The organism is Frankia nepalensis, from assembly GCF_016786325.1.
In the GTDB taxonomy this organism is placed as follows: Bacteria; Actinomycetota; Actinomycetes; order Frankiales; family Frankiaceae; genus Pseudofrankia; species Pseudofrankia nepalensis.
In genome coordinates this window covers 12,606-26,194 of record NZ_JADWYU010000127.1, presented here as the reverse complement: position 1 = coordinate 26,194, position 13,589 = coordinate 12,606, and the positions used below count along the sequence as shown (strand labels likewise).

Here is a 13,589-nt window from a genome sequence, read left to right as displayed (position 1 = left end):
CGCCGCGCGCTGGGCGGGAGGCCCGGCGGGTGGTGAGGTGACGGTCGAGCAGACCGAGCGGCACCCGATCACGACCGAGGCGGACGTCGTGCGGGTGCGCCAGGTCGTGCGCGGCCTCGCGGTGACAGCCAAGATGTCGCTGGTGGACCAGACCAAGGTGGTGACCGCGGCGAGCGAGCTGGCGCGCAACACCCTCGTCTACGGTGGCGGCGGCTCGATGACGGTCGACATCGTCCACAGCGGCCGGCGGCGCGGCCTGCGGGCGGTCTTCGTCGACAGCGGCCCCGGCATCCCCGATCTCGATCTCGCCCTGACCGACGGCTGGACGAGCGGTTCCGGGCTCGGCCTCGGGCTGTCCGGCAGCCGCCGGCTGGTCGACGACTTCGCGATCGAGAGCAGTCCCGGGGCGGGCACCACCGTCCGAGTCGTGAAGTGGTCACGCTGATCACGGCCGCCCGCCACCCGCGGGCCGAGGACGTCGCCTGGTTCCGGGCCGACGGTTCGTCGATGCCCGGCGCCGTCCGGCGCGCCGCCGTCGCGCTCGCCGAGCGCCTCGCGCTCCCACCGAGCCGGGCCGCCGAGATCGGCCTCGCGCTGACCGAGGTGGCCGAGAACCTGGTCCGGCACGCCGACGAGGGTTCCGTGCTGCTGCGGACGCTGCGCTGGCCGGCCGCCGACGAGCCAGGCGACCGGCCATCTCCGCCCGCGGCCATCGAGTCCGTCGCCATCGAGTTCGTCGCCATCGACAGCGGGCCCGGCCTGGCCGACGTCCCCGCGGCGATGCGCGACGGCACGACGTCGGCTGGCACGCTCGGCATCGGCCTGGGGATGATCGAGCGGCTCGCGGACCGCTTCGACATCTACTCGACCCCTGGCATGGGCACCGTGATGACCGGGGCGTTCGGGCCGCGCCACGCCGGCGGCCAGGCCACGCCGGACCTGCGCGCGGCGCCCCGGGTTGCCGGACTGACTCGGCCGATCACCGGGGAGACCGTCTGCGGAGACGCCTACGCCGTGCGAACGCTCGACGGCCGGCTCGCGTTGCTCTCGTGCGACGGCCTGGGGCACGGGGAGCTCGCGGCCCGGGCGGCCGACGCCGCGGTACGGATCTTCCGGGCCGCCGGGCCGCCGCTCGACCCGGTGGACCTGGTGCGTCGGGTCCACTCCGGGATCTCGCACACCCGTGGCGCGGCCGTCGCCGTGGCCGTCCTGGAGCCGTCCGCCGGTACGCTGCGGTTCGCCGGTCTCGGCAACATCAGCGGCGTGATCCTCGGGGGCGCCCGCCGGGTCGGCCTGACCAGCCGGCCGGGCATAGCCGGCCACCAGGCACGTTCCCTGGCCGAGACCCGTCACGAGCTCCCGCCCGGCGCGCTGGTCGTGCTGCACAGCGACGGGATCAGCCCGCGCTGGGACCTCGCCGACCATCCGGGCATCGTCAGCCGCGGCGCGCTCGTCGTGGCCGCGAGCGTTCTGCGGGACGCGGGGCTGCGCCGGGACGACGCCTCCGTGCTGGTCGCCGGTGCGCCGTGGGTCTGACCGGGGACGGCGGCCCCGTCGCGGCGCTGCTGCGGGTGCGGGTGGACCAGGAGCCCGACGTCTTCGCCGCGCGCCAGCTCGCCCGGGAGATCGGCGCCGCCGTGGGGCTGGACGGCCAGGACCAGGTACGGTTCGCGACCGCGATCAGTGAGGTGGGCCGGGACGCGCTGGTCGCCGGCGGAGCATGGATCGACTTCGCGGTGCGCGCGCCCGCGACACTCGTGGCCACCGTGACCGCCGACCAACCGCTCGCCCGGGCCGGCAGCGGGCTGGTCGCGGCCGGCCGCCTGGTCGATCTGGAATACCAGGTCGATCTGGAACACCGGGCGGATGACGGCGGGACCGCCGCGCCGGACCGGGTCGTCACGCTGGCCAAGCGCATCCCGCCGGGCCTGTTCGTCAAGGACGACCGCTTTGCCGAGCTGCGGCGTTCACTTGCCGCGATCGCGCCGAACACGCCGGCCGACGAGCTGCGCGTGCAGAACAACGACCTCGTCGCGGCGCTGACGGAGCTGCGGGACAAGCAGGACGAGCTGCTGCGGCTGAACGCCGAGCTGGAGGAGACCAACCGGGGAGTGCTGGCGCTCTACAACCAGCTGTCCACCGAGCTGGAGGAGACCAACCGGGGGGTGGTGGCGCTCTACGCGGAGCTGGACGAGCGTGGCATCGCCCTGACCCGGGCCAACGAGGCCAAGACCCGGTTCCTGCGCAGCGTCAGCCACGAGCTGAGGTCGCCGGTCAACTCGGTGCTCGGCCTCGCGCGGCTCCTGCTCGACCCGGCGGGCGAGCCGCTGAGCGACGAGCAGCGCCGTCAGGTGGAGTTCATCCTGGCCAGCTCCGGTGACCTGCTCGCGCTGGTCAACGATCTGCTGGACCTGGCGAAGGCGGAGTCCGGCCGGCTCGACGCGGTCGTCGACCAGGTCGACGTCGGGGCTCTGCTCCGGTATCTGGAAGGGTCGCTGCGCCCGCTCGCGACCCGGCCGGAGGTGTCCTTCGCCGTCGACACCCGCGTCGACGTGGGCTTGCTCACCACCGATGAGACCCTGCTCGCGCGGGTGCTGCGCAACCTGGTGTCCAACGCGCTGAAGTTCACCGAGCGCGGCGAGGTCCTGCTGACCGCTCGCCGGGGCGCCGGCGACGGCGACGCGTCGGGCGACGATCACCGGTTGGACGGCCGCCACCCGGAAGGACCTGGCCACCCGGCGGAGGACACCGTGGTGTTCTCCGTCCGGGACACCGGGATCGGCATCGCGCCCGACGACCTGGACCGGATCTTCGAGGAGTTCTATCAGGTGCGCACGCCGCTGCACGCCCGCGTGCGCGGCACCGGGCTCGGCCTCCCCTACGCGCGACGGGTGATCATGCTGCTCGGCGGCCGGCTCGAGGTGGTCAGCGAGCCCGGCCGCGGGTCGACGTTCACCGTCACCCTGCCGCGCCGGCCCGCCGCGGACACCGGTCTGGGCCGTGAGGACGCGGACTTCGACGAGCACGCCGGCCCGCTGGCCGGCGCCGGCCCGGCGGCGGGAGCGCCGGCGGCCCACGTGGCCCGCGCGCTGGTGGTCGACGACGACCCGGCGTTCCGGGCGACCATGCGCTCGCTGCTGGCGGACCGGGTGGAGCGGATCGTCGAGGCCGGAGATGGCGGGCAGGCGATCGCGGCACTACGCGCCGATCCACCCGATGTGATTTTTCTCGACCTCATGCTGCCGGACATGGACGGCGCCGCGGTCCTCGCCGCGATGAGCGACGACCCGGCTCTGCGCGACATCCCGGTCGTCATCGTGAGCTGGAGCGACTACGCCTCCGACGTCGTCGAGCGAGAGCACGGCCGCCGACGCGACCGCGGCAGGGCCGCGCTCGGGCCCGCCGTGGCCGTCGTGGCGAAGTCGACGCTGAGCGGGCGCGCGCTCGACGCCGCGCTTGCCCGCGTGCACGACCGCGGTCGGTCGTGAAGGCGCCGGTAGGGAGATCATCCGATGGTAGGCCCGTGAGCCAGGCGACCGTCCTCGTCGTCGACGACTCGGACAGCAAGCGCTACATCATGGCGAGCTGGCTGCGGCGCGCCGGCTACGCGGTGGCCGAGGCGGCGTCCGGGCAGGAGGCGCTGGACATCGTCGCCGGCGGCACACCCGACCTCGCCGTGCTCGACGTCCACCTCCCCGACATGAGCGGCCTTGAGGTCTGCGCCCGGATCAAGCAGGCGCGGGCGTCGGCCGGGATGCCGGTGCTGCACGTCTCGGCCATCGCCGTCGACGCCGCCGACCGCAGCATCGGCCTGGACACGGGCGCGGACGCCTACCTGGTCGACCCGATCGAGCCGCGCGAGTTCCTGTCCACCGTCGGGGCGCTGGTGCGCCAGTCCCGCCGGTTCGCCGAGGAGCACCGGATCGCGCTCACCCTGCAGCGCAGCCTGCTGCCGGCCGAGCCACCGGACCTCGCCGGCCTGCGCATCGCCGCGCGCTACCACGCCTCCGCCGAGCACGCGGAGGTCGGCGGGGACTTCTACGACGCCTTCGAGACGCCCGGCGGCGACGCCATGGTCGTCATCGGCGACGTGCAGGGCCACTCCCTCGCCGCCGCGGTGATCATGGCGGAGCTGCGGTACTCGCTGCGGGCGTACGCCTTCGACGGGCACTCGCCGGCGGCGGCCATCGAGCGGCTCAACCGGCTGATCCTGGTCACCCATCCCGAGTCGACGGCGACCGTCTGCCTGCTGACCTTCCCGCCGGACCGGTCCACCGTGACGGTGGTCAACGCCGGCCACCTGCCCCCGTTGCTGGTCGGCCCGGCGGGCGCCCGGTTCTGGGAGGGGGGTGCCGGCGTGCTCCTGGGGGTGCCGGCCCCGGCCCCGGCCGCGGACACCGTGGATCTGCCGGCCGGCACCCGGCTCCTGCTGTACACGGACGGGCTCGTGGCGCCGGGGGGCCCGCCCCCCGGCCGGCCGCGGCGCGGGGCGGCCCCGCCCCCTCGACGAGACGATGACCGAGCTCGCGGCCCGGGTGGCCGCGACGCACGGCGTCGTCCGCGTCGACACCGCCCAGAGTGCCGGCGCCACCCGCGTCGGCGGGACCGGCCCCGGCGACGGCGCGCCCGGCCTGGCCGGCGTCACGCTCGACGAGCTGGCCGACGGGCTGATCGACGCGGCCCGCGGCGGCGATGACGACGTCGCGCTCGTCGTCGTCGAGCGGGAGCGCGGGTAGCGCCAGAACGGCGCGTGCCAGTCGTCGTGACGGCACGGACGGGGGCACGGACGGGGGCAAGGGCGGTCGGCCCCGCCCCCCCGTTGACCAGTCGTGTGAGCTCGTCGGGACGCCCGTCGGTAACGACGGGCTACCAAGCTGGTTGCGGTCTCGCAACGAGTGGCACATCTGGACCGTCCACCCGTTAATGTCGAGATCCCCGACAGACCGGCACCGCGCGCCGTCCGCCGTACCGCCCAGCCAGGGCCGGGTACTGGTGGTGGATACCGTGCACTGGCACTGAATAGGGCCGACCAGCAGTGGGAAGATTCCGGAAGCGCTGGTCTGGCCCGTACCGGCGCCAGGCGCCTGGGCCACGTGGCCCGGGCTCGGTGGCCGGACGGCGGCGTCCGTCACGTCGGGGGCTGATGGACGCGGGGCACGCGGCCTTGTGCGCGCCCGGCGGTCGGTCGGTGAACGCGACGTGATCCGTTCGACTTACCCTGAGGTCGAGTCCGCACCTCAACGTGGAGGGGGCATGGACAAACAGCAGGAGTTCGTACTCAGAACGCTGGAGGAGCGGGACATCCGCTTTGTCCGGCTCTGGTTCACCGACGTGCTCGGCGTCCTCAAGTCCGTGGAGATCGCCCCGGCCGAGGTGGAAGGCGCGCTGACCGAAGGCATCGGCTTCGACGGCTCGGCGATCGAGGGATTCGCCCGGCTGTACGAGGCGGACATGCTGGCCCGCCCCGACCCGTCGACCTTCCAGGTGCTGCCGTGGCGCGACGAGAAGGCGCTGACGGCCCGGATGTTCTGCGACGTCGTCACCCCGGACGGGCTGCCGGCGGTGGCCGACTCGCGCTGGGTGCTGCGCCGGGCGCTGGCCGCCGCCGCCGACGCCGGGTTCACCTTCTACACGCACCCCGAGATCGAGTTCTTCCTGCTCAAGGAGACGCCGCGGCGGGGGCAGCCGGTGCCGGCTCCGGTCGACGAGTCGGGCTACTTCGACGTCACGCCCAACGACCTCAGCCACGACTTCCGCCAGCAGGTGATCGGCGTGCTGGAACGGCTCGGCATCTCGGTCGAGTTCAGCCACCACGAGGCGGCGCCCGGCCAGCAGGAGATAGACCTGCGCTACGCCGACGCGCTCACGATCGCCGACAACGTCATGACCCTGCGCCAGGCCGTCAAGGAGGTCGCGCTGCGTCAGAGCATCTACGCGACCTTCATGCCCAAGCCGTTCACCGAGCACGCCGGCTCGGCGATGCACACCCACATGAGCCTGTTCGAGGGCGACCGCAACGCCTTCTACGACCCGACGGACGAGTACCGGCTCTCCAAGGTCGCCAAGGCGTTCATCGCCGGTCTGCTGGCGCACGCGCCCGAGATCACCGCGGTCACCAACCAGTGGGTGAACTCCTACAAGCGGCTGATCGGTGACGCGGCGGTCGGCGAGGGCGGCGAGCTCCTGGAGGCGCCGGCCTATGCCTGCTGGGGGCACAGCATCCGTTCCGCGCTGGTGCGGGTGCCGCTGTACAAGCGCGGCAAGGCGAACACCGCCCGGGTGGAGTTCCGGCTGCCGGACAGCGCCTGCAACCCGTATCTCACGTTCTCGCTGATGCTGGCCGCCGGGCTGCGCGGCATCCAGGGTGGCTACGAGCTGTCGCCGCCCTCCGGGGACGACCTCTGGTCCCTGACCGACGCCCAGCGGCGCGAGCGCGGAATCCGCGCGCTTCCCGGCTCGCTGTCCGAGGCGATCGCGGTGATGGAGACCTCGACACTGGTCCGCGAGACCCTCGGCGACGAGCTGTTCGAGTTCTTCCTGCGCAACAAGCGTTCCGAGTGGGCCGCCTACCGCCGCCAGGTCACCCAGTTCGAGATCAACCGCTACCTGCCGCTGCTGTAGCCGACCACACGTAATGTGACGGAAACTTTGTAACATACTGTTTACGTGATGACGGGACGGCCTGGCAGCTGGCGGGCGGAGCACGCCGTCGGCGACCTGGCGCCGGCGGCTCGGTCGCCCGCGGGGACCCGTGGGCCCGCCGCCGGCGGCGCGGGCCATCCACGGGGCAGTTCGGCGGCGGCGCAGCTGGCCCGGCTGGGCTTCACCGACGTGGACCGGGTCGCCGCCACCCTGCGGCGCCTGAACCTCCACCCGCCCCAGACCTCCCCGATCGGCGGAGCCGACCGGGGAGGAACCCCTGGCGCGCCGCTGGCCGACGACCCCATGATCGCCGAGCTGGCGCGCGCCGCCGACCCCGACCGGGCGCTGGCCGGGCTCGACCGCCTGGTCGACGCGCTGGACGCGTCCGTGGGCCCGGCCGGCCCGGCGCGCGGCAGCGGGTCGAGCCAGCTGTGGACGGTGCTGGCCGAGCGGCCCGGCGCGCGGCGTCGGCTGGCCGCCGTGCTCGGCGCGAGCCTGGCGCTCGCCGACCATCTCGCCGCGCACCCGGCCGACTGGCGGATCCTGGCCGACGACGAGGTGATCGCCACCGCGCCGGACGGCGCGACGCACCGCGCCCGGCTCCTGGCCGCGGTCGGCGCGGACCCGGCGCACCCGCGGCCGCGGGCCCGCGACGACGGCCCGGAAGTGCTGGACGCGCTGCGGGTCGCCTACCGGCGGGCCCTGCTCGTGCTGGCCGCCCGCGACCTGACCGACACGGTGACCATCGAGGACGCGACCGCCGAGCTCGCCGACCTCGCCGCCGCCGCGCTGGACGCGGCGCTCGCGATCGCGCGCGCGGGCCTCGCGCCGAGCGCGCCGCCGGTGCGGCTCGCCGTCGTCGGCATGGGCAAGTGCGGCGGGCGCGAGCTCAACTACGTCAGCGACGTCGACGTCGTCTTCGTCGCGGAGCCCGCCGCCCACCACGAGGAGGCCACCGGGACCGAGGCCGGCGAGGCCGGCCAGAGCGGCGAGGAGGGGGCGCTGCGGGCCGCGACCCGGCTTGCCGAGGGAATCGTGCGGGCCTGCGGGGCCACTACCCCTGAGGGCTCGCTCTTCCAGGTGGACGTCGGCCTAAGGCCGGAGGGACGCGACGGGGCACTGGTCCGCACGCTCGCCAGCCATCGGGCCTACTACCGGCGCTGGGCCCGGACGTGGGAGTTCCAGGCGCTGCTCAAGGCGCGTCCGATAGCGGGTGATCTGGAGCTGGGCGCGGACTTCTGCGCGATGGTCGAGCCACTGGTCTGGTCGGCGGCCTCCCGGCCGGGATTCGTCGCGGACATCCGGGCGATGCGCCGGCGGGTCGAGGCCTCGGTACCCGGCCGCGACGCCGACCGCAACATCAAGCTCGGGCCCGGCGGGCTGCGCGACGTCGAGTTCGCCGTCCAGCTCCTCCAGCTCGTCCACGGCAGGACCGACACGAAGCTGCACGCCCGCGCCACCCTCACGGCGATCGACGGGCTCGCGAGGGGCGGCTACGTCGGCCGCCGCGACGCGACCAGCCTGGCCGACGCCTACCGGTTCCTGCGCGCCGTCGAGCACCGGCTGCAGCTGCGCCGGCTGCGCCGCGTCCACGTCCTTCCCCGCGACCCGGACGAGCTGCGCTGGCTGGGGCGGTCGCTGGGGCTGCTGGGGGCCGACGAGCTCACCGCCGAGCACGCCGGCACGGCCAGGTCGGTGCGACAGCTGCACGAGAAGCTCTTCTACCAGCCGCTGCTCGAGGCGGTCGCGCGGCTGTCGGCCGAGGAAGTGCGGCTGACCCAGGGCGAGGCCGCGGACCGGCTCGCCGCGCTCGGCTTCGCCTACCCACATCGCTCGCTCAAGCACATCGAGGCACTCACCGCCGGGGTGAGCCGGACGGCCGTGATGCAGCGCCATCTGTTGCCCACGATGCTGCCCGCGTTCGCCGATGCCGCCGACCCGGACGCCGGCCTGCTCGCCTACCGCCAGGTCAGCGAGGCGCTCGGTCGAGCCCCCTGGTACCTGCGGATGCTGCGCGACTCGGCCGGCGCCGCCGACCGGCTGGCCCGGGTGCTCGCGGCCAGTGGCCACGTGGCGGCGCTGATGCGGGCCGCGCCGGAGTCGGTACGGCTGCTGCGCACGGAGGACGACCTGCGCCCGGTCGGCCGGGACGAGCTGGCCCGCACCCTGCTCGCCGTCGCCCGCCGCAACGCCGATCCGGACGACGCGGCCGCCCGGGCGCGGGCGATCCGCCGGGTCGAGCTGGTCCGGGTGGCCTGCGCGGACCTGCTCGGCCTGCTCGACGTGACCGCCGTGGGCGAGTCGCTGACCGGGGCCGCCGCCGCGACCATCGAGGCGTCGCTGCTGGTCGCCCGCCGCACCGTCACCCGGCGGGTCGCCGCCGGCCACCGGGCGACCGACAGGTTCGCGGCGACCGGCCCCGAGGCCGCCGGGACGGACTGGGCCGAGCTGACGGACGAGCCCGCGCGGATCGCCGTCATCGCGATGGGACGACTCGGTGGCGGCGAGATGTCGTACGGCAGCGACGCCGACGTGATGTTCGTCCATGAGCCGGCCGCCGGCACCGACCCGGCCACGGCCGGCGAGTACGCCGCCGCCGTGGTCGAGGAGCTGGTCCGGCTGCTGGGACAGCCCGGCCTCGACCCGGCGCTGCGCCTCGACCTGGGCCTGCGCCCGGAGGGCCGCAACGGCCCGGTCACCCGTGACCTCGACGGCTACGCCGCCTACTACCGGCGCTGGGCGCTCGGCTGGGAGGCACAGGCGCTGCTGCGCGCCCGCCCGCTCGCCGGCGACGCCGAGCTCGCGGCCCGGTTCCGCGAGCTCGCGGACGACGTCCGCTACCCGGCCACGCTGCCGGCCGGCGCGATCGCCGAGATCGAGCGGCTGCGCGACCGGATGGCGGTCGAACGGGTCGCGCGTCGGATAGACCGGTCCCTGCACGTCAAGTTCGGCCCCGGCGGGCTTACCGATGTCGAATGGGCGGTCCAGATCCTCCAGCTCCGCCACGCCCGTGAGATCCCGGCCCTACGGACGACCGGCACGCTCACCGCGCTGCGCGAGCTGGTCACCGCCGGCCTCGTCGACGGCGCCGAGGCGGCGACGCTCAACGCCGCCTGGCTGTCCGCCTCCCGGATCCGCAACGCCGTCATGCTCGCCCGCGGCACCCCCGGCGACCTGATCCCCCGCACCACCCCGGCCCTCGACCGCGTCGCCGGCGTCCTCGGCTATCCGCCCGACCAGGTGGAGGCCCTCCCCGACGACCACCGCCGGGCCGCCACCGCCGCCCGCCGCGTCGTGGACGCCATCTTCGCCCGCGAACAGGCCTAGGGCGTGCCCTAGCCCACTACGCACCCCAGCTCCGTTCGCGGACCGCCTGGAGACGCGGGGGCAACCCCGCGGGTCGGGATCCCTGCCCGGACGCGCCGCCGCGCGGACCTGACCGCGGGCGGCCTAATAACGCACCGTGACGCGCCACAGTCCGATAGTCCGATCGGCGCTCGCCGTGGCGAGATACTGGCCGTCGAAAGAGAACGCGACCGAGGTCACGGTGTTCGTGTGACGCCGGCGGAACGCGAAATCCGACCCAAGGCCCTGGGCCCCGGTGACCTCGAGCAGATGAATCGACGGGTCACGGCCACCCACGCCCGCCGCGAGCACACCGCCGTCGGGGGAGAACGCGACCGAGTAGACCCAGTCGCCGCCCTGAACGGGTGTCGCGCCGAGGTCGGTGGGCACGGCCGGGTCGCCCACGTCCCACAGGTACAGGTTCGTGTCGGAGCTGCCGGCCGCGAGGTATCGACCGTCGGGGGAGAACGCGACGGACCGGACCAGGTCCCCGATCGTCCCCGCCGGAAGCGAATGGCCGGTTCTCGGCTGGTCCGGGTCGGACACATCCCAGAGGCGCACCGTGCCGTTGGCGTTGCCCGAGGCCAGGAAGTCTCCGTCGGGCGAGAAGGCGACGGACCGCACCTTGTGCACACCGCCGTCCGGCGGGCTGAGCGGCTGTCCGACGGGGTGCGGCAGGTCGTCCAGATTCCACAGAATGATCGTTCCGTCGTCGCCACCCGAGGCGAGGATCTTGCCGTCCGGCGAGAACGCCACGGAGTACACGGCGCCGGCATGCCCCGTCAGCGGCTCGCCCAGCGGGGTGGGATCCGCCGGGTCACCCAGGTCCCACAACCGCACTGATCCGTCGTCGCTGGCCGAGGCGAGCACCTCGCCGCCCGGCGAGAACGCCACGGAGTACACGCCGCCGGTGTGCCCGGTGAGCCGCCTTTCCCGTGGCGTCGCCCTGGCCGGGTCACTGACGTCCCACAGGCGGATCGCCCGGTCGTCGCCGGCGGAGGCGAGCAGCCGGCCGTCTGGCGAGAAGGCCACGGTCGAGATCCAGTTGGTATGGCCTGTCAGTTCGGTCAGGAACTCGGTGTCGGCACCCGTCACCGGCCCCGGCGGACTTCTCTTTGGCTGAAGGGATCTGAGTTCCGGGGACTGATCGCTTCCGCGCACGAGATAGAGGACGCCCAGCAGGACGACGACGGCCACTCCGACCGTGGCGAGCAGGGTGTCGCGCGGATGGCGGCGACGGGGCCTCGCCGACGCTGACTGGTAAACGCCGCCGGTCCCGCCGGCCGGGCCCCGCCCGAAGGGGTCACTCACGCTCTCGTCGTCGCCGGCACTCCCCGGCGTGGCCGCTTGCGCGACCACGTGGTCGTCGGGCTGGGTGGCGGCCGGCACGGCGGCGTCCTCGCGGGGACCGGGCCGCGGCAGAGTCTGGTCCGGGTCGCGGGTGGGTGTTGGTTCAGGGCCATCGGTCGACTGGTCGAGCGTGAGATCCGGGCTGACCACGACCCCTTGGAGGCTGCCGGCCCAGGGCACGGTCTGGTCTGGATCCAGGACGGGCATGGGATCGGGGCTGGGTGCCGGCTGGCCGGACGTCATGGAAGCAAGATCAGCCGCGCTGGCGGAAGTGAGCTTGAGCACCGGCAGTCGGCCCTCGGTGCTGTCTCGCACGTCGTTGTCGAGCATCAACGGCGGCAGGCCGGGGCCAGTGGACCAACCCCTGCCGAACGCCTTCATACCGGCGGCCGCCAACTCGAGACCGAACTCCCGCGCGGACTGGTACCGGTCAGCAGAATTCCACGCGAGCGCCCGTAGCACGACGTTGGCAACCGATCCTGGCACGCTGTTCAGGGGCGCGGGCGCTTGGCCACGATGGCGGTCATAGAAAAACTTGACCGCCTCGCCCACCGGAGGCGCCCCGAAGGGAGTCCGGCCGGCGAGCGCCTCGTATAGCACCACACCAAGCGCATAAATATCCGTCGCCGGGCCGAGCGTGCCACGTTCGACCTGTTCCGGGGCCATGTAGGGCGGGGTGCCGATCGTTTGGCTGGCGACGGCCACCGAGTCCTCGATCGGCTTGGCGATGCTGAAATCAGCGACCTTCACCAGATCGCTGTCGTCAAACAGGATGTTGCTCGGCTTGATGTCCAGGTGGAGGATGCCGCGTTTCTCGTGCGCGTGATGGAGCGCGGTCGCGACGGCCAGTCCGACGGCGCAGGCCGTCGGCTGGCTCACGCCGGTCCGCAGCCGCTCGTACAGGGTGCCACCATCGAGCTGCTCCATCACGATCAGGCAGGAGTCGGCGGCCTCGTGCAGCTCGAAAATCTCGACGATGTGTGCGTGGGTCATCCGGGCCAGCATCTTGGCCTCGGTGTATCCGCTCGCGGGCAACACCTTGATGGCGACCGGCCGTTCCAGCCTCCGGTTCACACCCGCGAATACCAGCCCGGAGCCGCCATAGCCGAGCACTCCACGCACGTCGATATGCGGTAGAACCGCCGCTACCGACTCCTGGTCGATCTTCATGGCGACCAGTTCCGGGAAGCGCGCGGCGGCGCATACCCCCAATCCCCCGTCACGGCGGCAGCATAGCGTGCGTGGCACGACAGAACGGACCGTCTTCCGCCGCGTCGTGACGCCTCAGTCGACCGGTCGTCGACGGGCCGCTCCCCTCGCGGCCGAACGGCGGCCTGCCCATGGGCAGGCCGCGCGGCGTCGCGCTCTTCAGACGGTTCGCGCCGGGTTCTCAGCGCGACACGATGAGCGACGCGGTCCCGGGCGGCTCCACACCGGCCGCCGTGGCACTATCCGGTCACCGTCGGCGCGCGGCGCAGGGCGACCGCCTCGATCGTCCCGCCGACGAGTCCCGCGGCCACGCCGGCGGCCACCCCCGACGGCCCCCAGTAGACGAGATTCGCCAGGTAGATGTCGTTCAGGCTGAACGCCTGCTCCTCCAGCTGGTCGCGGGCGACATACGCCGCGAGCGCGGCGACCGGCCAGGCCACCAGCCAGCCGCATACCCCCGCCACGATCGGGCCGCGGGAACGCGTCCGGCTCCAGATCTCGGGCGCCTGCACGCCCACCCCGACCAGGCCCGCGGCGAGGATGCCGAGGGAGAACACGAACGAGTCCTTGACCAGCCCGCTCAGGACGTGCAGGAACGGCAGGGACGCGACGGCCAGCGCCGCTCCGACCACCAACGAGGTCCATCGGGGAGGCCGGGAACCGCCGTAGTAGCCCCTCAGCGCCCCGCCACGCAGCAGCGCGAAGACCGACCCACCAACGACCAGCGTCGCGAGCACCGGCAGGTCGAAGGAGGCCGTGAACGGCTCGACCTTCGCGATGACGACGGTGAACACGACCGCCCAGATCGCGTATGTGAGGCCGAGCCCGAAGACGTTCGCCACCATCCAGCTGGCCGTCGGGAACCGCCTCGGTCGCGGCACGCCCGCGGGAGGCTGACCGGCGTGGGCCTGCTGCCACGCCCACGGGGCCGCCGGCTGGCCCGGCCAGCCGGCGGCGGGCGGCGGGTTGGGCGCGGCGGCGGGCGGCGCCCAGGTCGGGACCGCCGGCCCGGCGGGGGGCGGGGGGCGGGGGGGAGGCGGGGT

The 13,589-nt window shown here is 73.8% G+C and carries 7 protein-coding genes and 1 pseudogene; 6 read left to right on the top strand and 2 right to left on the bottom strand.

Going from position 1 to position 13,589, the window contains the following annotated elements; all coding sequences use genetic code 11:
• Positions 1 to 37 precede the first annotated feature (37 nt).
• The 6 genes from I6A81_RS16875 to I6A81_RS16850 all read left to right on the top strand — a co-directional run bounded on the left by I6A81_RS16875 (position 38) and on the right by I6A81_RS16850 (position 9,969).
• Positions 38 to 445, top strand: coding sequence for an ATP-binding protein (locus tag I6A81_RS16875; protein ID WP_203006052.1), 408 nt, complete (start codon positions 38 to 40; stop codon positions 443 to 445).
• Complete coding sequence (locus tag I6A81_RS16870; RefSeq protein WP_203006051.1) at positions 433 to 1,536, top strand: ATP-binding protein; 1,104 nt, start codon at positions 433 to 435, stop codon at positions 1,534 to 1,536. Before I6A81_RS16875 ends, I6A81_RS16870 begins: the two co-directional genes overlap by 13 nt.
• Entirely contained in the window at positions 1,527 to 3,488 is a 1,962-nt protein-coding gene (locus I6A81_RS16865) for an ATP-binding response regulator (protein WP_203006050.1), read from the top strand. The genes I6A81_RS16870 and I6A81_RS16865 overlap by 10 nt, the downstream gene beginning before the upstream one ends.
• Positions 3,489 to 3,523: 35 nt before the next feature.
• A complete protein-coding gene (locus I6A81_RS16860) occupies positions 3,524 to 4,696 on the top strand; it encodes a PP2C family protein-serine/threonine phosphatase (protein ID WP_307874714.1) in 1,173 nt (390 codons plus the stop codon).
• A gap of 557 nt (positions 4,697 to 5,253) precedes the next feature.
• The gene (locus I6A81_RS16855) at positions 5,254 to 6,621 is read left to right on the top strand and encodes a glutamine synthetase family protein (RefSeq protein WP_203007363.1); all 1,368 of its coding nucleotides are present in this window, start codon (positions 5,254 to 5,256) and stop codon (positions 6,619 to 6,621) included.
• A 48-nt stretch (positions 6,622 to 6,669) separates the two neighbouring features.
• Complete coding sequence (locus I6A81_RS16850; RefSeq protein ID WP_203007362.1) at positions 6,670 to 9,969, top strand: bifunctional [glutamine synthetase] adenylyltransferase/[glutamine synthetase]-adenylyl-L-tyrosine phosphorylase; 3,300 nt, start codon at positions 6,670 to 6,672, stop codon at positions 9,967 to 9,969.
• A 123-nt stretch (positions 9,970 to 10,092) separates the two neighbouring features.
• Here I6A81_RS16850 and I6A81_RS16845 read toward each other — a convergent pair whose 3' ends face one another.
• Both I6A81_RS16845 and I6A81_RS16840 read right to left on the bottom strand, forming a co-directional pair.
• Positions 10,093 to 12,507: a WD40 repeat domain-containing serine/threonine protein kinase gene (locus tag I6A81_RS16845; RefSeq protein WP_203007361.1), complete on the bottom strand. Its 2,415-nt coding sequence runs from the start codon at positions 12,505 to 12,507 to the stop codon at positions 10,093 to 10,095.
• 278 nt (positions 12,508 to 12,785) lie between these two features.
• Positions 12,786 to 13,589, bottom strand: a pseudogene (locus I6A81_RS16840) (hypothetical protein); the annotation flags it as partial.

Coding starts and splice junctions, on each gene's coding strand:
- I6A81_RS16855 (WP_203007363.1), top strand. CDS start 5,254: ATGGACAAACAGCAGGAGTTCGTACTCAGAACGCTGGAGGAGCGGGAC.
- I6A81_RS16850 (WP_203007362.1), top strand. CDS start 6,670: ATGACGGGACGGCCTGGCAGCTGGCGGGCGGAGCACGCCGTCGGCGAC.
- I6A81_RS16845 (WP_203007361.1), bottom strand. CDS start 12,507: ATGAAGATCGACCAGGAGTCGGTAGCGGCGGTTCTACCGCATATCGAC.